General features: G+C 45.9%; 20 protein-coding genes. 11 read left to right on the plus strand and 9 right to left on the minus strand.

All coding sequences use genetic code 11. From position 1 onward, the window contains the following. Positions 1 to 140 precede the first annotated feature (140 nt). From QL234_RS08520 to QL234_RS08550, 7 genes are all read left to right on the plus strand, one after another. Positions 141 to 698 (plus strand): phosphoribosyltransferase family protein, encoded by a 558-nt coding sequence (locus tag QL234_RS08520; RefSeq protein WP_044834622.1) that lies wholly within the window; start codon positions 141 to 143, stop codon positions 696 to 698. A gap of 175 nt (positions 699 to 873) precedes the next feature. Further along, entirely contained in the window at positions 874 to 1,353 is a 480-nt protein-coding gene (locus tag QL234_RS08525) for a hypothetical protein (RefSeq protein WP_281557399.1), read from the plus strand. Between the two features lie 86 nt (positions 1,354 to 1,439). After that, positions 1,440 to 2,084: a CatA-like O-acetyltransferase gene (locus QL234_RS08530; RefSeq protein WP_281557400.1), complete on the plus strand. Its 645-nt coding sequence runs from the start codon at positions 1,440 to 1,442 to the stop codon at positions 2,082 to 2,084. A 181-nt stretch (positions 2,085 to 2,265) separates the two neighbouring features. Next, positions 2,266 to 2,745: a hypothetical protein gene (locus QL234_RS08535; RefSeq protein ID WP_281557401.1), complete on the plus strand. Its 480-nt coding sequence runs from the start codon at positions 2,266 to 2,268 to the stop codon at positions 2,743 to 2,745. 158 nt (positions 2,746 to 2,903) lie between these two features. Next, entirely contained in the window at positions 2,904 to 3,080 is a 177-nt protein-coding gene (locus tag QL234_RS08540) for a hypothetical protein (RefSeq protein ID WP_160298341.1), read from the plus strand. 336 nt (positions 3,081 to 3,416) lie between these two features. Further along, on the plus strand, positions 3,417 to 3,593 hold the full coding sequence (locus QL234_RS08545) for a hypothetical protein (RefSeq protein ID WP_281557402.1): 177 nt from the start codon (positions 3,417 to 3,419) through the stop codon (positions 3,591 to 3,593). 358 nt (positions 3,594 to 3,951) lie between these two features. Further along, positions 3,952 to 4,140: a hypothetical protein gene (locus tag QL234_RS08550; protein ID WP_044834617.1), complete on the plus strand. Its 189-nt coding sequence runs from the start codon at positions 3,952 to 3,954 to the stop codon at positions 4,138 to 4,140. 101 nt (positions 4,141 to 4,241) lie between these two features. On the opposite strand, the gene QL234_RS08555 is transcribed toward QL234_RS08550, so the two are convergent. Next, positions 4,242 to 5,963 carry an alkaline phosphatase D family protein gene (locus QL234_RS08555; RefSeq protein WP_281557403.1) on the minus strand — a complete coding sequence of 574 codons (1,722 nt, stop codon included), beginning with the start codon at positions 5,961 to 5,963 and terminating at the stop codon, positions 4,242 to 4,244. Positions 5,964 to 6,257: 294 nt separating this feature from the next. Then, positions 6,258 to 7,301: an amino acid dehydrogenase gene (locus tag QL234_RS08560; RefSeq protein ID WP_281557404.1), complete on the minus strand. Its 1,044-nt coding sequence runs from the start codon at positions 7,299 to 7,301 to the stop codon at positions 6,258 to 6,260. Between the two features lie 212 nt (positions 7,302 to 7,513). Between QL234_RS08560 and QL234_RS08565 the strand changes: the two genes are divergently transcribed. After that, positions 7,514 to 7,927, plus strand: coding sequence for a DUF4826 family protein (locus tag QL234_RS08565; protein WP_281557405.1), 414 nt, complete (start codon positions 7,514 to 7,516; stop codon positions 7,925 to 7,927). Positions 7,928 to 8,106: 179 nt separating this feature from the next. Here QL234_RS08565 and QL234_RS08570 read toward each other — a convergent pair whose 3' ends face one another. The 6 genes from QL234_RS08570 to QL234_RS08595 all read right to left on the minus strand — a co-directional run bounded on the left by QL234_RS08570 (position 8,107) and on the right by QL234_RS08595 (position 13,854). Next, complete coding sequence (locus QL234_RS08570) at positions 8,107 to 8,520, minus strand: GNAT family N-acetyltransferase (RefSeq protein WP_281557406.1); 414 nt, start codon at positions 8,518 to 8,520, stop codon at positions 8,107 to 8,109. 54 nt (positions 8,521 to 8,574) lie between these two features. Next, entirely contained in the window at positions 8,575 to 9,723 is a 1,149-nt protein-coding gene (locus QL234_RS08575; RefSeq protein ID WP_281557407.1) for a cupin domain-containing protein, read from the minus strand. Positions 9,724 to 9,876: 153 nt separating this feature from the next. Continuing rightward, the gene (purB, locus tag QL234_RS08580; RefSeq protein ID WP_281557408.1) at positions 9,877 to 11,247 is read right to left on the minus strand and encodes an adenylosuccinate lyase; all 1,371 of its coding nucleotides are present in this window, start codon (positions 11,245 to 11,247) and stop codon (positions 9,877 to 9,879) included. A 36-nt stretch (positions 11,248 to 11,283) separates the two neighbouring features. Further along, positions 11,284 to 11,901 (minus strand): high frequency lysogenization protein HflD, encoded by a 618-nt coding sequence (gene hflD, locus QL234_RS08585; protein WP_348650705.1) that lies wholly within the window; start codon positions 11,899 to 11,901, stop codon positions 11,284 to 11,286. Between the two features lie 15 nt (positions 11,902 to 11,916). After that, entirely contained in the window at positions 11,917 to 13,041 is a 1,125-nt protein-coding gene (mnmA, locus tag QL234_RS08590; protein ID WP_281557409.1) for a tRNA 2-thiouridine(34) synthase MnmA, read from the minus strand. 204 nt (positions 13,042 to 13,245) lie between these two features. Continuing rightward, on the minus strand, positions 13,246 to 13,854 hold the full coding sequence (locus tag QL234_RS08595; RefSeq protein WP_281557410.1) for a pseudouridine synthase: 609 nt from the start codon (positions 13,852 to 13,854) through the stop codon (positions 13,246 to 13,248). Between the two features lie 173 nt (positions 13,855 to 14,027). On the opposite strand from QL234_RS08595, the gene QL234_RS08600 reads away from it, so the two are divergent. Together QL234_RS08600 and icd are read left to right on the plus strand one after the other, a co-directional pair. Further along, on the plus strand, positions 14,028 to 16,259 hold the full coding sequence (locus QL234_RS08600; protein ID WP_281557411.1) for an NADP-dependent isocitrate dehydrogenase: 2,232 nt from the start codon (positions 14,028 to 14,030) through the stop codon (positions 16,257 to 16,259). 478 nt (positions 16,260 to 16,737) lie between these two features. After that, the gene (gene icd / locus QL234_RS08605) at positions 16,738 to 17,988 is read left to right on the plus strand and encodes an NADP-dependent isocitrate dehydrogenase (RefSeq protein ID WP_281557412.1); all 1,251 of its coding nucleotides are present in this window, start codon (positions 16,738 to 16,740) and stop codon (positions 17,986 to 17,988) included. Between the two features lie 190 nt (positions 17,989 to 18,178). Here the strand turns inward: icd and cspD are convergent, their stop codons facing one another. After that, positions 18,179 to 18,400, minus strand: a complete 222-nt coding sequence (gene cspD / locus QL234_RS08610; RefSeq protein ID WP_044834605.1) for a cold shock domain-containing protein CspD — start codon at positions 18,398 to 18,400, stop codon at positions 18,179 to 18,181. 211 nt (positions 18,401 to 18,611) lie between these two features. Here cspD and clpS point away from each other — a divergent pair, with 211 nt between their 5' ends. Next, positions 18,612 to 18,938 (plus strand): ATP-dependent Clp protease adapter ClpS, encoded by a 327-nt coding sequence (clpS, locus tag QL234_RS08615; RefSeq protein WP_044834604.1) that lies wholly within the window; start codon positions 18,612 to 18,614, stop codon positions 18,936 to 18,938. The last annotated feature ends 6 nt before the right edge of the window (positions 18,939 to 18,944 follow it).

Consider the following 18,944-nt stretch of genomic DNA (forward strand, 5'->3'; position numbering starts at 1 on the left):
ACTTTTCCTGCGATATCTCAGTGTGATTTTTTAGGGAAATTCCATCCTCAGGCATTATCAAATGTTATCTATGGGGTTATAATTGCCCTTTGGTATTAAGCAAGCGCTTAAATAGGCGCCTCAACAAGGTTCTGTCATAAATGGATAAACATTTTATCACTGCCCAGCAGTTGCTGGAAGATTCGTTTCGTCTGGCGGCAAAAGTATATGAAGATGGTTTCCGTCCTCAGTTTATTGTCGGTATCTGGCGCGGCGGTGCGCCTATCGGTATCGCTGTGCAGGAATACTTTGATTTTAAAAAAGTTGAAACGGACCATATTGCGGTGCGAACTTCTTCTTACTACGGCATCAATCAACAGAGTAAAGAAATTAAAGTCCATGGTCTGCATTACATCATTGAAAATGCCAATGCCGATGACGGATTATTAATTGTCGATGACGTTTTTGATTCCGGCCGCAGCATCGAAGCTTTGATCAAACAGCTGAATTTGTTGACCCGTCGTAACATGCCGCAAGATGTGCGTATTGCCTGTCCCTGGTATAAGCCGAAAAACTCTAAAGTAGATTTGGTACCTGACTATTATATTCACGAATCAGAAGAATGGCTGGTGTTCCCGCACGAGCTTTCCGGATTAACACCGGATGAGATCATCGCAGGTAAAAAAGATCTGGGCAATATCCACCATTTATTGGTGTAGGGTGTTAAGCGCTGTGTTTATTTTGTGCTTGGTAAACGGCTTTACTCAGGCCTTAAGTTAAGCATTTATGTTAAACGTCGATTGTGTTGCCACATTCGGCGTTTTTTCTTTTACGGCCAGCGAGTTTGGCCTTTTCGGGCAATACATGGCAGCCGAAAGAGCAGGGGGCTAATATATGGTTAAACCGGCAAAGACGAAACTATGCCGTTATCCTTTTACTGTGGTGCCGGGTTATGGCGTGGCATCGGGCCGGGCAGACGATACTCCTTATCCCGAAGGGGCGATAGCCTTGCAAAAACCTTTTTTTTCGGCCTTAGGGTTAGATCTCAGCCGCTGTTTTAATGGGACCATCAATGCCGCCTTTGATTGCGCTCAGGTGAGCCTGAAGCGCTGGGATCAGCAATTTTCACGGGTAAACTGGTTTGCCGCCTTGCCTGCGGAAGATTTCAGGTTTGTCAGTTGTGCGTTGCTCAGACAAGACGCTTTTTCGGAAGAACGCTACCCGGCCTATATTTATCAGGTGGTTGCCAGCAGTAAAATTGGCCATGTTCAACCCGGCAATGTGTTAGAATTACTGGCGCCTGAAATTACCGGTTTAGCTTACGGTGATGTCATGGTGCTGGAGATAAAAGAAAATACTCTGATGTTTGCTTGATGTCATGTTATCAAGCCCGGGTATTGCAACCATGACTTTCCCGACAGCGCCTTAGCTATCAGGTGGTAAAAATTAAGGTGTAAGCAATGAAAAAAATTGATCTGTCTAGTTGGAACAGACGAAATCATTATGAATTTTATAAAGACTTTACCGATCCTTGTTTTAATCTCTGTGTCAGCGTTGATGTGTCAGATGCGGTGAAGTATGCCAGGCAACATCAACTCTCGGTTTTTCTGACGCTGCTGTATTTATCCAATAAAGCCAGCAATGCTGTTGAAGCATTTCGAAGACGTTTAGACAGCGAAAAAAATGTCTGGCAAGTGGATTGTATCCAGCCTTCTGCCACTGTGCTCAAAGCAGATGAGACCTTTAATTTTTGTGATTTTACTTATACCGAAGATCTGCAGGAGTTTGTGCGAAAAGGCAGGGAAAAAATGCAGCAGGCAAAATCAGAGCCGGCGTTAGCGAATGTCAGCAACCTGCCGGAGCAGATTTTCTATTCGGTGATCCCCTGGCTGGAGTTTACCAGTTATAAGCATGCCGCTAATGCCGGTTTTAATGATGTGCCGAAAATTGTCTTTGGCAAAATAACCGCTAAACAGAGTTCGCCAGCCGATGGAGAGCGCTTGATGATGCCGGTATCGGTTGAACTTAACCATGCGCTGGCGGACGGCTTGGATATCGCCAGATATATCGCCGCTTTTGAGAAAAACATCGCAAGTTTATCTTAATTTACTCTACTGGTTTCTTGCTTTACGCCGGGGAAAAAAACAGCACTTTTTCCGGCGCCAGGCCCCGTGTTTAACGGATTACACAAAATTACAAAACCTTACCCTGTGTTTACATGAACGTGCACGTAAATTGCTGATAGTTAGCCGTAATTAAATAAATCCTCAGATTTGGAGCTAACAAATGAATATTAACAGCACAAGCCCGTCACTGGTAACCAGCACACATTCCTACATGGATTATCAAAAAGCAACCCAGGAGCAAATTGAAAAGTTCCAGGCGACCATGCAGGAAAAAACACAGGATAAAACCCTGGATGTCAGCGATAAGGGCAAAATTCACAACTATATGTCAGGCCTGAGCGCGGAAGAAAGAACCGAGGCGAAAACCTTTCTCGATTCGGTGAAAAGCGCGAAAGAAAACGGCAGCTTCGATGCCGCAACCTTTGCGGGCCAGGCGCCTGAGTCCATTAAAAACATGGCCAGTGAGTTTGGCGTTAATTTAGAAGACATGATCGGCAAAGCGCCAAAAGATAACCCCTTGATGAATGCCCAGGGAACCTTTAAAGGCGGTACAAACCTCTACCAGCAGGTTTCAAGGTTAAATTCAGGGCAAGAGCAAACGGCATCGATCATGGATATCTTAGCCGATGAGCAGGTTTAAGGGGCAACTATCTACTGTTTTGCCATACGGCAATTTATTACCGCATGGCAATAAATTGCCGCATGGCCGGCGACCTTTGCCCCATACTTGAACTCAGGCGCTAATTCATCCATTATTAAGCAAGTAACTACCACTGACAAAGATTGCAAGGTTTTGTTATGAGCAAGGATGAATTTGAACGGATGAATTTATTATCGGAAAAGGCCCTCCATCAAACAGCAAGCTCAGTTGAAATGGAAGAATTTCATCAGTTACTCCAGCAGTGGAATGTGCCAAATGACATTAAACTGGCCGGTAATCTTATTGATAAAGATAAAGACGATTTTTTAAACTAGTCCAAAATAACTTTCATCAGCTCAACAAGCTGGCAGAGCTTGTTAAGCCGGGTTTTGTTATAGCCCGCTTAGGAGCAAAGATCAGGGCCGGAGAAAGTATCACTCGCTTTCGTGATCAAGCTGGGCTAGGATAAAACAACAAGCAGGGCAGCGTAAAAAGGTCCGGGTAAAATGCACACCGTCGTCGTATATTGCTTCTTTTAAATAAGTGTTTTTCAATAGGGTATCGCATGGCTACCGCAACCTTGTGGTTTTAGATTTCACTGTCAAATGTTTCCTTGGTTTATTAACTGCCAATCAGGCACTAATAAATCGTTAACAACAGGGAGTGTTTTGATGAATATTGAAGAGTTCGACCGGTTAAACAAACTATCTGAAAAGTTACTCACCCATACCGCGGCATCCATTGAGAAGGAAGAGTTTTATTTCTTGCTGAGCCAGTGGAATAATTCCAAGTATAATCTGCTGCGGGAAATCACCGAATTTAATCATGATGAAGATGCTTTTTATTAGCTGAGCCCGTTATCTGTGATGCTGCCAGGGTGAGCAATGAGCAAAAGATGAACTTACGCTCACCCGGCAGATCTTGGACGGTAACGCTGTTTGCCCGGTATTAACGTGACGCAAAGCGGTGATCGCCTGAATCCAGTACTTGCTGTAACTTGGGCAACAATTTGTGATGAGCGAAAACAGCCCTGAATCTTGCCGGGAACAGCGAGCTATTGAAATGAGCAAAATCGTTCACCCGGTTTAGGGGACGGGTGAGAAGCAGGCATGTTTTAATTAATTTTCAATAGTTTTCATCAGATATTTAGTACTCATGGCTTTCTCAGCTATAGTTATTTTAAGCTAGCGAAAAGGATATTTGATCATGGATAAACTCCCCCCGGCCCTCGTTCAAGTTTGGTTAACCATGGCACATACCGAACAAACCCATTTTCAGGATACCAAAGATAAAGCCATTAAAAAGCTGATCCATCATTTTGGCAATGTTGACATTGCCCAGATGTATGTGGATGAATTTAAAAAAAGAAATGAAGAAGTGGTTAAGCGCAATTAATCAGCAGGGCACTTGTTTGCCAATATCGGGGACGTTTTACCAGAAGTTTTCGTGTTAATATCCGGGCGATTTTCCCCGCCCGGATATTGAGTCGCTAAGGTTTAGCTTTGCTCGGTTAGCCACATATCAACAGGTTCATAATGGAATTTCTTATAAACCTTCTTCGTGGTATCCGGATTATCGGTTTTCTTGTCTATGTTATAGACGGTCCAGAATAACTCGTTTTTGTTGAATTCAAGCAGGGCATAACCGTGAATAGCGCTGTTGAAATCTTTAATATGCGGGTTGTTTACCTGAACGCCGCCATTTAACATGGCCTTAAATACCGAGCCGACATCAATATTTTGATTTACGGTATCCTGCAGGTTAGGGGATGAAATCGCCGGTGTCATCAGTTCAACCCCCACCAGGTTGGAGTAATCCCAGTTGTTGATATTACCGTAATCGACTTTCAGGTAAGAGGTGATACTGGTGTGCAGATCGCCGGTAAGTACCACGAAGTTGGACACATTATTGTCTTTCACGGCAGTCATGATTTTCTCACGCTCCCATTGGTACCCGTCCCAGGCATCATAGTTGGCATAAACCAGTTCAATACCCGCCACCGTACCGGCCAGTTGTGCCAGCAGGGTCTGGTTACCCCAGACTTTCCATTTGGCATTGGAAGTGGTTAAGCCGTTGATCAACCAGTCTCTTTGCTCATGGCCAAGCATGGTTTGCGAGCTTTTTTCATAATCGGTACACCAGAAGTTCTGCCAGGCGCTGCCGTCTTTACAAGGCTCCTTGGTACGGTAGGTACGGCTGTCGGTCATATAAAGATCGAGCAAATCGCCAAATTTGAACGAGCGGTACAGGCTTAAATATTCAAAGGCATGGCTGGCGCTTTCATTGACCTGAACCCGGGCCGGCACATATTCAATCCAGGCTTTTTGCGCGTCACGGCGCAGCTGGCGTAAATTCTCGGGATTATTACCGAAACGATCATCCGTAGTATAAGGATGATGAGGCACGCCCAAGGTATCACGGTCATAATCCCAGTAGGCATTGTCTGCGGTTTCATGATCGTCCCAGGTGATGATAAAGGTATGGTTTTCCATCGCCCGCTGCAGGTTAGGATCTTTACGGTATTCCTTATAGATATAGCGGTAATCCGCCAGATCCATGGCAACATTTTCACCGCTGGGTAAATTCATCGGGTGGACGATTTGCGACTCGAAACCTTCGTATTTGGCATATTCGTAGATGAAATCCCCCAGGTGGATCACAAACTGAATATCTTCATTGGCAATATGGTTGTAGGCATTATAAAAGCCTGTGGTGTAATCCTGACAGGTAACCACTGCCATTTTTATATTATCCAGTTCACCGTTGGCTAAGGTAAAGCAGCGGCCGGTGCGGCTGATAACATCGCCGTAAACAAAGCGATAGTAATAACGGTTACCGGCGCTTAAATGGCCTTCGATATCCATGTTAATGGTATAGTCGCGTTCGGCGCTGATATTTTCAGCCAGTACTTCTGCGGAAAAGACCACCTGGTTAAAGGCATCGTCGCTGGCAACCTGGACAAACAGGGATTGCCCCTGGACATAACTGGCCGGGTTGATATGGGTCCAGAGAATCACACCGGTTTCGCTGGGATCGCCGGAGGCAACAGATAAGTCAAACACTTGCCCTTGCTCATCAACCGTGAGTCCTTGCGGGGTAGCGCCTAACAAAAAGTCGGCATAAACAGGGCTGGTATTGCTGGCTAAGGTGCGAACGGCAAAGGGAGTTAATAAAGTTAAACCTAAAGCTTGTACAAAAGTACGGCGGGAGATTGACATAAAATCACTTTTTCCTTGTCAAAAAATTAAATAATAGGGATATCTAAAAAAGGGGCGGGATAATAATAGAATAAGGGGTAAAAAAACAGCTTTATTTGCGTTTTCTTTGTTGTTATTTGTAATCGTTCGGTTTTTGCTTTGTTTGATTAAAGTTATGGTTACTTTAAGCCGATTTGAAAGTCAGGCCTGAGAAAAAGTTCGAAGGTATCGCAATAAAAATTCATTGTAAAATAACAAAAATCCCCGCCGGGATGAGCGGCGGGGATTTTTAAAACAGCTGTTATTTAAAGCATACTAGAGGTTGTGCTTACCGCCGGCGGCGATGATCTTACGCGCCATTTCATCGGCGACCCGGCCGGTGGGTTTGTTTTGCTCATCGGCGGTGTTAAAGATTTCGAGCAGGGTATCGTAGATCTCTTCCACCTTACGGGTTGCCCGCTCTTTATCATAGTCTTCTTCGAAGGAAACATTGATAATGCCGCCGGCATTGATGACATAATCCGGCGCGTATAAGATGCCGCGGTCAACCAGCGCCTGGTCATGGCGGGGCTCTGCCAGCTGGTTATTGGCACAACCGGCAATGATGCCCGCCTTGATGCGGTCTATGGTGCTGTCGTTGATGGTGGCGCCTAAGGCACAGGGGGCATATATGTCGGCGTCTTGATCGTAAATGTCATTTAAGCCGACAACTTCGGCATTAAATTCTGTCGCCACTTTATCCAGCGCCTCCTGGTTCAGGTCGGTAACTACCAATTTGGCGCCGGCCTGATGCAAATGCTCGCATAAATAATAGCCGACGCTGCCCAAGCCCTGGATAGCGACCTTTAACCCGGTTAAATCATCGGTTTTAAGCTTATGTTTAACGGCGGCTTTGATGCCAAGGAAAGTGCCTAAGGCCGTGAACGGGGCCGGGTTGCCGCTTTTTCCTTCGGTGCCGGTAACATAAGGGGTTACCGTATTGGCAATGGCGATATCGTCTGTGGTGATATTCACATCTTCTGCGCTGACATAACGTCCGCCCAGGCCGTTGAGGGCATTGCCGAAGGCCTTAAACAGCGCTTCTGATTTTATTTGCTTAGCGTCACCGATAATCACAGACTTTCCGCCGCCCATGGCTAAGCCCGCCATGGCATTTTTATATGTCATGCCGCGGGAAAGACGTAATACGTCGATGACCGCTTCCTCGTCGCTGGCGTAGTCCCACATGCGACAACCGCCAACGGCAGCACCTAACTTAGTACTGTGTACGGCGATGATCGCTTTTAAACCTGTTGCTTTATCACTGCAAAATACCACTTGTTCGTGGTCATCGAAATCTACTAAATCAAAAATTGCCACTGTTATTTCTCCGCGAATAATGAGGCTAGTTCAATTGCTGTTTTTATAAATGAACTATGGTTGTAATATTTCGCTGCGCACAATAGCATTTCACTTATATCCAGGCTACTAAACTGTTAAAATATCTTTCATTAAAAGTGTGAAGTTATGAATACAAGCTCTGACTTTACGTGTATCTTAGTTAATTGATGTGAAATAAATAGAAGTAAAAAATGACCAATCAAGTAAATATGAACGAAGAACAGCAAAGTCAATGGGTGCGTGACCAATACCAGGTAGCGACCAAATATCTGGCAGATAAAGGTTTAATTACCGAATCTGTTGCCGTAGAAGAAAGCCGTTACCTGGTGCCGCTACTGGCGGTTTGGAAACTGAAATTACTCGATGGCACCAAAACCTGGGTGATCAGCGGTGACCTGCCCACAGACCATTCCAATGCCGATGTGGCCCCGGATGCCCGAGATGCTATCCGTCACTTTTCCCTGAAATGGCAGTTGCAGGCGGAGAACCTGTTTAAAGCCGGTGAAGCTGAGCAAAATAAGTTTGCTGAAATGCTGGTCAACAGGGCGGAAGGCTTATACCGTCTTTATGAAGATGAAAAAATCTGGGAGACAAAACAAGGCTAAATTACTTGGTAAAACTTGCCCTGTAATCTTCCTGCCGCCAGATTTGGCAGAGGTAAGCACCCGTGCCGGCTGCTGCCGGCATTTTTATGTGCTTTAACGATTAGCTTTTTGTCATAGCAGCTCTTATCTGCTGTTTGACTGATGTCTCAGTCCAGTTGGAATATGTTATGACTTAGATGCTAATGGCTAAGATAGTAATGGGCACTGCTGACATCTTCAATCGGGCATGCCATTCTTTGCCTGGGAATACCGGCTTCCATAAATACCGTACCCACGACATTAAAATGATGCTTGCGAAAGTATTCGACCGAATCCAGCGGACTATGGATAAACACTTCGGTCAGTTTGAGCTCTTTGGCGACTTTAAGTAAACCGTCGAGCACCAGCTTGTCGACATCCTTATTGCGAAAGTGCATCAATACTGCCACCCGGCTGATCTCCCCCGTGGGCAGGATCCTCCCTGTGGCAATCGGCTCTTGCGTTCCATCGTCACAGACGAGCATGTGATAGGCCAAAGGATCCTTTCGATCAAATTCGATCTTTCGCGGGATCCGCCATTCACAAACAAAGACTTTTTCTCGGACATTTTTCAAGAGTGGGGCTGCCTGCTCCCATTGGACACGGCAAAAACTATACGACATCGGACATTATTCTATAAACCAATAACCCTTGTTTAAAACACTAGTTAACAATTGAGCGTTAAGCAAACAGCTGGTGAAACTTTTTATTTCTTGTGTTGTCAAAGGCAAACTTTGCGCCAATTTTATCGCTAAAGCGAAAGTTTTTTCCTCGAGTTTCCAGGCTTCACCGTTGATGTAAAGGCAAGGGTAAGGTTCGGATATAATAAGAGATTTAATGCCTGATACCGGAGTGAAGCGGATTTCTTCTTCCGACAGGATATCATCGAGCTGCTCTGTAGTGATCGGGGTTACCGGCACCAAGATTTCCATGGCATGGTGGCACTGAGTCAGGAAGCTGGCGATGAAATTATTAAACAGGGTCTCATCATTAAGCTGGGCCTGCATAAAGTTTTTGATTTGTGCAATATCTTTACTTTCCAGGTGCTCCGGGTTTTCGGTAAGCTGACGGTTTGGATCATCCAGTCGCCGGGTACCTGCGTCAAGGTCGAGCAGTTTATCGGCAAAGGCTGACCACAACTCCTGATTATTGGGGGCTTGAAAACCAACGGAATAATTCAGGGAGTTTTCCAGGGCAACACCGTTGTGGGGGTGATTTGGCGGTATATAAAGCAGATCACCCGGCTCGGTGACTTCATCGATCACCGGGGTAAAATCCGATACCTGCTTCAGATCCGGATGGGGTAATAGCTGTTTTAAACTTTCATCCGGTAAGCCTACCTGCCAGCGTCTTTTACCTTGCCCCTGGATAATGAAGACATCATATTGATCCAGGTGAGGGCCAACACCGCCACCCGGGGTGGAAAAGCTGACCATGACATCATCGATGCGCCAGTTGGGAATAAAGCGAAACGGGGTGAGCAAGTCATGGGTCTTTGCCGACCAGTTATTGGTGGCCTGCACCAGCAAGGTCCAGTCCTGCTCGCCGAACTGTTCGAAGGCGCTAAAAGGACCGTGCGCGACCTGCCAGTCTTCCTTGTTTTGCTGGCTGATGATGCGGGATTCAATTTCTTCTTCCATGGCAAAGCCTGCCAGTTCGTCGGCATCGACGGGATCGCTAAAATTGCTAAAGGCATTTTTGATCAATAAAGGTTTTTTTTGCCAGTATTCTTTTAAAAATTGCTCAGGGGTTAGATCCTGCCAGTTGATTTGCATCATGATATTTTCGCTTCGCTGATTATTTCGGGATTTATCAAGTGTAGTAAAGGAGAAAAAGAAGGCTGTTGCCTTCTTTTTCCGGTCGAAACCCGGGTAGAGCAGGTTTCGTTGAGCTGTTGTATGACTTGTTACTCTATCCGTATTACAGGATAACTAGTCAAGTTCAGCGATAAAGGATACCGCGCGGCCAATATAACCGGCCGGTGTCAGCGCTGATAATTCAGCCTTAACCGTCTCAGGTAAGTCCAGGGCATTGATAAAGGCATGCATAGAAGCCTGATCAACACGCTTGCCGCGGGTGAGTTCTTTTAACTTCTCGTACGGCTTTTCAATGCCGTAGCGGCGCATCACGGTCTGGATCGGCTCCGCCAGTACTTCCCAGTTATTATCAAGCTCGGTCAGTAAACTGTCTTCGTTGACTTGTAACTTGCTGATCCCCTTACGGGTAGCCTGATAGGCGATCAGCGAGTGGGCAAAACCTACGCCTAAGTTACGTAATACCGTGGAGTCGGTCAGATCGCGTTGCCAGCGGGAAATCGGTAGTTTCTGCGCTAAGTGCGTCAATAACGCATTTGCGATGCCCAGGTTGCCTTCCGAGTTTTCAAAATCAATCGGGTTGACTTTATGGGGCATAGTAGATGAGCCGATCTCTCCGGCGACGGTTTTTTGTTTGAAGTGACCCAGGGCAATATAACCCCAGATGTCGCGGTCAAAGTCGATTAAAATGGTATTGAAACGGGCGATGGCATCGAACATTTCCGCGATGTAATCATGGGGTTCGATTTGCGTGGTATAGGCGTTCCAGCTCAGTCCCAGTGAAGTAACAAATTCATTGGCAAATTGATGCCAGTTCACTTCCGGGTAGGCGGAGAGATGGGCGTTATAGTTACCGACGGCGCCGTTGATCTTACCCAGTAAAGCAATCTCGGCGATTTGCTGGCGCTGGCGCTTTAAGCGCACATAGACATTGGCCATTTCCTTGCCTAAGGTGCTGGGGGAGGCCGGTTGTCCGTGGGTGCGGCACATCATGGGAATCGCCTGGTATTCAACTGCCAGTGCTTTGATGTCGGCTAAAATGGCATCGATTTCCGGTAACAGTACCTGCTCGCGGCACTCTTTTAACATTAAGCCGTGGGAGAGGTTGTTGATGTCTTCCGAGGTACAGGCAAAATGAATGAACTCGGTCACGGCATTTAATTCTTCATTGCCGGCCACCTGCTCCTTGAGGAAATACTCAACGGCTTTAACATCGTGGTTGGTGGTGGCTTCTATGGTTTTAACCCGTTGTGCGTCTTCTTCTGAAAAATTGGCAACAATGGCATCCAGTACCGCATTGGCCTGGGCGCTAAAGGCCGGTACTTCTGCTATCTCAGCCGTGGCGGCCAGCTTTTGCAACCAGCGTACTTCGACGGTAACGCGATATTTTACTAAGCCAAACTCACTGAAAATAGGGCGTAACGCTTTAACTTTACTGCCATAACGACCATCTACCGGTGAAATTGCGCTTAACGCTGAAAGTTCCATAAAATGTTCCCGTGTTAAAATTAATAGTTAAGAAAGTTAAATTTGCTCAAGTAATTCTTGTCCGCACGCAAGCAGCTTGGTACGGCCAAAAAGGATATTTCTTCGTTTACCACCCACCTGGCGCCACAGTACCGTGGCGCGGATCCCGGCCAAAAGCAGTGCCCGGATCTTATGCTGGTTGATCGGCTGTTTTAATATTTCCGGTTCGCCGGCGACCTGGATACGGGCGCCGAGGGGGCTGACGATGTCGCTGTAAATACTGGCCAGGCTTGACAGTAAAGTGTCGCTGGTGATCTCATAGTGATCCAGCTGGCGTTGCGCCTGTTCGATACGACGGGCCAGCTGCTGCATGTTTTCCGGCTTTTTCGTCAGGCGCCGCTCAAGGTTAAGCAGGCCGACGATATAGCGGGTTAATTCCGGGTCTTTATGCTTTGACTGGTTCCCCAGGTGGTTGGTTAATACCGTCAAACCTGTTTTCAAATTGCCGATTCGTCCGCCATAAACCGCCAGGGTGTTTTCCGGTGAGGTAATGGTAATGCTTTTTAACAGCGTCACCAGCTCCTCTTCGTCAATTTGTCCGGTACGTGATAATTGCTGTACCAAGTGCGATACCTGGCATATTGCCGCGAACGTTAACGTTTGTTCTTTCATCATGAATAATAGTGCTACTTAACGGATAAGGATATCGATAATGCCGCCGCCGAGGCAGACTTCATCCTGGTAAAAAACCACGGATTGTCCCGGGGTAACCGAACTTTGCTCTTGCTCGAACATGACTTCGAAATTACCGTCCGATAAAGGCTTGATGGTGCAGGGCACATCTTGCTGGCGATAACGGGTTTTTACCGTGCAGCTTAATGTATGTTCAGGCACTTGACGCGATACCCAATGTAATTGGTTGGCGATCAGTCCTTTGGAAAAAAGCCGCGGATGATTGCTGCCTTGCCCGACGATCAGCACATTGCGTTTGAGATCTTTTTCAACCACGTACCAGGGGGCTTCGCCGGCATTGGCCAGGCCGCCGATGCGCAGGCCTTTGCGTTGTCCCAGGGTATGGTACATCAAACCGTCGTGCTGGCCGATTACTTCCCCTTCGGGGGTTTCGATATCGCCTGGCTGTGCCGGTAAGAACTTCGCCAGGAAGTCTTTAAATTTACGCTCGCCGATAAAACAGATGCCGGTGCTGTCTTTTTTATCATGGGTGATCAAGTCGGCTTTTTCCGCCAGGGCCCGGACCTCGGGTTTTTCGATGTTACCCACAGGGAATAAAGTGCGGCCCACTTGTTCATGGCTTAAGGTATAAAGGAAATAACTTTGATCTTTATTGTTGTCCTTGCCGCGGATCATGGTCCACTTATTATCGCGAAATTCACGGCTGACATAATGGCCGGTGGCGATATAATCGGCGCCGAGATCTTCACAGGCAAATTCTAAAAAGGCCTTAAACTTGATCTCTTTATTACACATAATGTCCGGGTTGGGGGTGCGGCCGGCTTTATATTCTGCCAAAAAGTATTCGAAAACATTGTCCCAGTATTCGGTGGCAAAATTAATGGTGTGCAGTTTTATGCCCAGCTTATCGCAAACGGCCTGGGCGTCGCGTAAGTCTTCGGCGGCCGCGCAATATTCGTCATTATCATCTTCTTCCCAGTTCTTCATGAACAAGCCTTCGACCTGGTAGCCTTGTTCTTTTAATAAATAGGCGGAGACGGAAGAGTCAACACCGCCGGACATACCGACGATGACTTTAGTTTGCTCAGGTGATTTATCCGAGCTGCTTGAATTAGTAGTCATTAACATACTGCGAATCAGGAAAAAAGGCGCGAAATTATAGCATGCGCCTTTAACAGGTTATAGATTAAATATCGCTTTTTCATTGGAAAATGTTATTTAGCTGACTGCGGCCTCCTTTGAGCCGGTTTTTTCCGCTTGATTGTCTTTAAAAAGCTGTGAAAGAAAAGCGGGGCCCATTGAAGAAAGAAACAGCAAGTCAACGTTTTACAACACCTTATATTCCCCCGAGGCAATGTTGTCTATGGTCCACTGGCCGATGCGGTAGCGAATGAGCCTTAAGGTGGGAAAGCCTATGTTGGCGGTCATGCGTCGTACCTGGCGGTTTCTGCCTTCATTGATGGTGATGCTGAGCCAGCTGGTGGGGATGTTGGCCCGCTCACGTATCGGCGGAACCCGGGGCCAGAGCTCGGGCTCTTTCATCAGTTGCACTTTAGCGGGCAGGGTCAGGCCGTCTTTTAAGGTCACGCCGCAGCGTAACTTATCAAGATCCGACTCTTGCGGGCTGCCTTCTACCTGCACCCAGTAGGTTTTATCGGTTTTTTTCTTTGGGTCGGTGAGCTGGTGCTGAAACTTACCGTCATTGGTGAGCAATAATAAGCCCTCGCTGTCTCTGTCCAGGCGGCCGGCGGCATAGACCTCTTTAATATCGATAAAATCTTTTAATGTCTGCCGTTTCTGATCGTCGGTAAACTGGCTCAATACATCAAATGGTTTGTTAAATAAAACAATTTTTCTATTTTTTACAGGTGGTCTGACCTTTCTCGGTTTTCCCCGTCCAGGGCCTGTTTTTGCTTTGTTAGTGTTAAATGTCACGTTTTCTTGCCTTGAAAAAATACCAAGTGATTATTGCCAGCTATTTTAATGCGCTTTGAATTCCTATACTATGCGCGCGCAAAATAAATTTTTACGCTTAGGTCAAAATCAAGCCAGAGTGGCTTGGAACACTCTTTTCCCTAAGTGCTTGGCAATTGAAAGTAGGAAACTAAATGACAACTGATACCTCGAAAATTATTTATACAATTACCGACGAAGCACCTGCGTTAGCAACACAATCTTTATTGCCAATCATTAAAGCGTTTGCGGCAACCTCTAATGTTGAGGTCGATACCCGGGACATTTCTTTAGCCGGCCGTATTATCGCCAATTTCCCGAAATATCTAAGCGAAGATCAGCGTATCGATGATGCCCTGGCAGAGCTTGGCGTATTGGCGACAAAACCTGAAGCCAACATTATTAAATTACCTAACATCAGTGCTTCCGTGCCTCAGCTGCACGCTGCCATTAAAGAGCTGCAAGGTAAAGGTTACCCTCTGCCGGACTACCCGGAAGAGCCGCAAAACGATGCCGAAAAGTCAATCAAATATACCTACGATAAAATCAAGGGCAGTGCGGTTAACCCGGTATTGCGTGAAGGTAACTCAGACAGACGTGCACCGGCTTCGGTTAAGCAGTTTGTGAAAAAGAACCCCCATTCCATGGGTGAATGGTTGGCAAGCTCTAAGTCTCATGTTGCCAGCATGTCTGACGGCGACTTCTTTAGCAGTGAACAATCGGTCACGGTTGAAAAAGCCACCGACGTGAAAATTGAATTTACCGGTGAAGACGGCGCGGTAAAAGTATTAAAAGAACATGTGGCGCTTCTGGATAAAGAAGTTATCGATGCTGCTGTGCTGAGTAAAACAGCGCTGGTAGAATTTTACCAGCAGGAAATCAAGAGCGCCAAACAAGAAGACGTGCTGCTTTCCCTGCACTTGAAAGCGACCATGATGAAGGTTTCCGACCCTATCATCTTCGGTCATGCTGTAAAAGTATACTACCAGGATGTTTTTGCAAAACATGCCGATATCTTCGAGCAGTTAGGTGTAGATGCCAATAACGGTATCGGTGACGTTTACGCGAAAATTGGCCGTTTACCGGAAGCTAAAAAAGCGGAAATTGAAGCTGACTTGCAGGCGGTTTACCAGGATAACCCGGCACTTGCCATGGTGGATTCCGATAAAGGCATTACCAATTTGCATGTACCAAGTGATGTCATCGTTGATGCTTCTATGCCGGCGGCCTTGCGCTCTTCCGGTCAGATGTGGGGACCGGACGGTCAGTTAAAAGATACCAAGGCGATGATCCCGGATCGCTGTTATGCCGGTGTTTACCAGGCGGTTATTGATTTTTGTAAGAAAAACGGTGCCTTCGATCCAACCACTATGGGTACGGTCCCTAATGTTGGTTTGATGGCGCAAAAAGCCGAAGAGTACGGCTCACACGATAAAACCTTCACTATGACAGGTAAAGGCCAAGTGCGCGTTATCGACAACGAAGGTAATGTGTTGCTTGAGCATGCGGTTGAAGAAGGCGATATCTGGAGAATGTGCCAGGTAAAAGATGCGCCGATTCAGGACTGGGTGAAACTTGCGGTAAACCGTGCCCGTGCCACCGGTGTGCCGGCGGTATTTTGGTTAAACGAAGACCGTGCCCACGACAAGCAGTTAATTGCTAAAGTTAATGCCTATCTGCCAAACCATGATACTACGGGTCTGGATATCCGTATTCTGTCGCCGGTAAAAGCGACTGAATTCTCGTTAGAGCGCATTGTTAAAGGTGAAGATACAATTTCTGTTACCGGTAACGTTTTGCGTGACTACCTGACGGATTTATTCCCGATTTTAGAACTGGGCACCAGTGCAAAAATGCTGTCAATCGTGCCCCTGATGAACGGCGGTGGCTTATTTGAAACCGGCGCCGGTGGCTCTGCGCCAAAACACGTGCAGCAGTTCGATAAAGAAAACCACCTGCGTTGGGATTCTTTAGGGGAGTTCTTAGCTTTAGCGGCTTCACTTGAGCACTTAAGTGTTGGCAGCGGCAATGCCAAGGCGAAAGTATTGGCTGATACTTTAGATCAAGCTACGGCCAAGTTCCTGGAAAGCAACAAATCACCGTCACGTAAAGTGGGTGAGCTTGATAACCGTGGCAGTCACTTCTATCTGGCTCTTTATTGGGCACAGGCACTTGCCGAGCAAGATGCTGACGAAGATCTGAAAATGAACTTCTTCGCTGTTGCCAAGGCGCTGACCAAACACGAAGATAAAATCGTTGCCGAATTAAATGCCGCCCAAGGCACTGCGCCTGAGGTGAACGGTTATTACAAGCCTGAACAGGACTTGGTAGAAAAAGCCATGCGTCCGAGCGAGACCTTTAACTTTATTCTGGATATTTTATTATAATTCCTCAATAGAAAGTTGTTTGAAGGGCTAAGTAGCAATACTTGGCCCTTTTTATATGCAGGAGTAGATACTCCTAAAAATGAATGGGCTGTTTATTACCGTCAGATAGGCCATCTTGATATTAAGATAAACAAGCTTTTTACGTGCGCTGAGTCGATAAAATATTTGCAGTCTGCAAATTAATATGCGATGAAATTCCTATTAAGCTAAGTTTATCAGCCATCTTTCCTGTCAAATTAATTTACACTTCACCTTTCTCCCTATTATTCATAATATTTATATTTATTATCACTAAAAAATGATTAGTGTAATTACTCCTTTTGCTTTAATTTAGCATAAGACACTTTACAGGTTGCAAAACAAGTAATAATAACTAAGGTTTATTAAATACTTACCCTGAATTCATTCAATCGGCTCTAAGCCTGTATCTTGTTTGATTTAGTTCTGGAATTATCCCTTTATGACTGGAGAGTCCTATATGTCTAGTAACATCGTAATACCCAGCTCAGGCGAAAAAATCACTTTTGATAATGGAAAATTAATAGTACCGGCTAATCCTATCATCCCCTTTATAGAAGGCGATGGCATCGGGGTTGATGTTACGCCGCCAATGATCAAGGTGGTCAATGCCGCAGTAGAAAAATCTTATGGCTCGTCGAGAAGCATCCACTGGATGGAAGTGTATGCCGGGGAAAAGGCAACGCAAATGTATGACTCAGAAACCTGGCTGCCGGACGAAACCCTGGAGATGTTCCGTGAATATAAGGTGGGTATTAAAGGGCCGTTAACAACGCCTGTCGGCGGCGGTATGCGCTCATTAAATGTGGCCTTAAGACAAATTTTGGATCTGTATGTTTGTCAGCGCCCGGTACAGTGGTTTACCGGGGTACCGAGTCCGGTGAAGCATCCGGGGGAAGTGGATATGGTGATCTTCCGTGAAAACTCAGAAGATATCTATGCCGGCATTGAATACAAGGGCGGCAGTGAAGAAGCGCAAAAAGTCATTGATTTCTTAACCAAAGAAATGGGGGTGACAAAAATTCGTTTTACCGATGATTGCGGCATCGGGGTAAAACCTGTTTCTAAAGAAGGCACCCAACGTTTGGTACGTCAAGCCATTCAATATGCCATAGACAATAACCGGGATTCGGTCACCTTAGTGCACAAAGGTAACATTATGAAGTTTACCGAAGGGGCATTTAAGGATTGGGGCTATCAGCTGGCAAGAGAAGAGTTCGGCGCCGAATTGCTCGATGGCGGCCCCTGGTGTAGCCTGATAAACCCCAACACAGGCAAAGAGATCATCATCAAGGATGTGATTGCCGATGCCATGTTGCAGCAAATCCTGTTGCGCCCGGCGGAATATAGCGTGATCGCGACCTTAAACCTTAACGGCGATTATTTATCGGATGCGCTGGCGGCACAAGTAGGCGGCATAGGGATTGCGCCCGGGGCTAACTTAAATGATGAAGTGGCCATTTTTGAGGCCACCCACGGGACGGCGCCTAAATATGCCGGCCAAAACAAGGTCAACCCGGGCTCGGTGATTTTATCTGCTGAGATGATGCTGCGCCATATGGGCTGGTATGAAGCGGCAGATTTATTACTTAAGGGCATGTCCGGGGCCATTGCGGCTAAAACCGTTACCTATGACTTTGAGCGCCTGATGGATGATGCCACCTTAGTGACTTGTTCGGAATTTGGCGACTGTATTATTGAGCATATGTAATTATTATTTATTCTAAGCAATAAATCAGGCCAGGGACTTTTCCCTGGCTTTTTTATACATGGATGTAAAGGTGCAGTGGATATATGAAGCGATACTGTGAAGAGCAGACATAAAAAAACACAGCATAAATGCTGTGTTTTTTATAGATTATCTTTTGATACTACATAAGATAACTATATCTGAAGTCGGCTTATTCGCTTTCTTCAGGATCTTGCGGTTTAATGCTAGCTGCGTGGTGTCCTTTCGGTCCTTCATTCAGCTCGTAATTAACATCTTGTCCAGCTTTCAACGTGCGGTATCCATCCATTTGAATTGTTGAGTAGTGAGCAAAAATGTCTTCTCCGCCATTATCTGGACGAATAAAGCCAAAACCTTTCGCATTATTAAACCATTTAACTGTACCGTGAGCCATACATCAACTTCCTTCTAAATCCTTCAGTAATTAGGTATGCTTCCCTAAAAGCATTTGCACAATGAGCGCGGTGACTAATAATCAGTCACTTATTGAATCGTAGATAAATTGATGTAATAGTCAAGTTGTTTTTGAAATTTATTTATTTTTTTGTGCTGACTTTTTAAAAAACTTTGCAGCAAAATTAATTCGTAGAGACTAATATAATCTTATGAGTAGTAGGAAAGAACTAACCCAAAACCAAGAAGTCATGGAAGAGGTGGTTAAGGAGAGAGAAAAGCTCGAAAAACCGCCCATGTACACTGTTGTCTTGTTAAATGATGATTACACGCCGATGGACTTCGTAGTTGAAATTTTGCGTAGATTTTTTAATATGGATTCAGATACAGCAACTGAGACCATGTTAACAATTCACTATAAAGGTAAAGCTCGATGTGGCATATATACTGCAGAGGTAGCAGAAACCAAAGTTGAACAAGTTATTCGTTATGCTTTCGAACATCAGCACCCGTTACAGTGTTCGATGGAAAAAGTATAGACTCGC

Origin of the sequence: Thalassomonas sp. RHCl1, assembly GCF_947387555.1 — a bacterium.
Taxonomy (GTDB): Bacteria; Pseudomonadota; Gammaproteobacteria; order Enterobacterales; family Alteromonadaceae; genus Thalassomonas.

What these genes read in the sequence shown, in the direction of transcription:
- QL234_RS08575 (WP_281557407.1), bottom strand. Translation starts at nt 9,723, where the DNA reads ATGATGCAAATCAACTGGCAGGATCTAACCCCTGAGCAATTTTTAAAA.
- hflD (WP_348650705.1), bottom strand. Translation starts at nt 11,901, where the DNA reads ATGATGAAAGAACAAACGTTAACGTTCGCGGCAATATGCCAGGTATCG.
- QL234_RS08520 (WP_044834622.1), top strand. Translation starts at nt 141, where the DNA reads ATGGATAAACATTTTATCACTGCCCAGCAGTTGCTGGAAGATTCGTTT.
- purB (WP_281557408.1), bottom strand. Translation starts at nt 11,247, where the DNA reads ATGGAACTTTCAGCGTTAAGCGCAATTTCACCGGTAGATGGTCGTTAT.
- QL234_RS08545 (WP_281557402.1), top strand. Translation starts at nt 3,417, where the DNA reads ATGAATATTGAAGAGTTCGACCGGTTAAACAAACTATCTGAAAAGTTA.
- QL234_RS08550 (WP_044834617.1), top strand. Translation starts at nt 3,952, where the DNA reads ATGGATAAACTCCCCCCGGCCCTCGTTCAAGTTTGGTTAACCATGGCA.
- QL234_RS08530 (WP_281557400.1), top strand. Translation starts at nt 1,440, where the DNA reads ATGAAAAAAATTGATCTGTCTAGTTGGAACAGACGAAATCATTATGAA.
- icd (WP_281557412.1), top strand. Translation starts at nt 16,738, where the DNA reads ATGTCTAGTAACATCGTAATACCCAGCTCAGGCGAAAAAATCACTTTT.
- mnmA (WP_281557409.1), bottom strand. Translation starts at nt 13,041, where the DNA reads ATGACTACTAATTCAAGCAGCTCGGATAAATCACCTGAGCAAACTAAA.
- QL234_RS08535 (WP_281557401.1), top strand. Translation starts at nt 2,266, where the DNA reads ATGAATATTAACAGCACAAGCCCGTCACTGGTAACCAGCACACATTCC.
- clpS (WP_044834604.1), top strand. Translation starts at nt 18,612, where the DNA reads ATGAGTAGTAGGAAAGAACTAACCCAAAACCAAGAAGTCATGGAAGAG.
- QL234_RS08600 (WP_281557411.1), top strand. Translation starts at nt 14,028, where the DNA reads ATGACAACTGATACCTCGAAAATTATTTATACAATTACCGACGAAGCA.
- QL234_RS08525 (WP_281557399.1), top strand. Translation starts at nt 874, where the DNA reads ATGGTTAAACCGGCAAAGACGAAACTATGCCGTTATCCTTTTACTGTG.
- cspD (WP_044834605.1), bottom strand. Translation starts at nt 18,400, where the DNA reads ATGGCTCACGGTACAGTTAAATGGTTTAATAATGCGAAAGGTTTTGGC.
- QL234_RS08565 (WP_281557405.1), top strand. Translation starts at nt 7,514, where the DNA reads ATGACCAATCAAGTAAATATGAACGAAGAACAGCAAAGTCAATGGGTG.
- QL234_RS08540 (WP_160298341.1), top strand. Translation starts at nt 2,904, where the DNA reads ATGAGCAAGGATGAATTTGAACGGATGAATTTATTATCGGAAAAGGCC.
- QL234_RS08555 (WP_281557403.1), bottom strand. Translation starts at nt 5,963, where the DNA reads ATGTCAATCTCCCGCCGTACTTTTGTACAAGCTTTAGGTTTAACTTTA.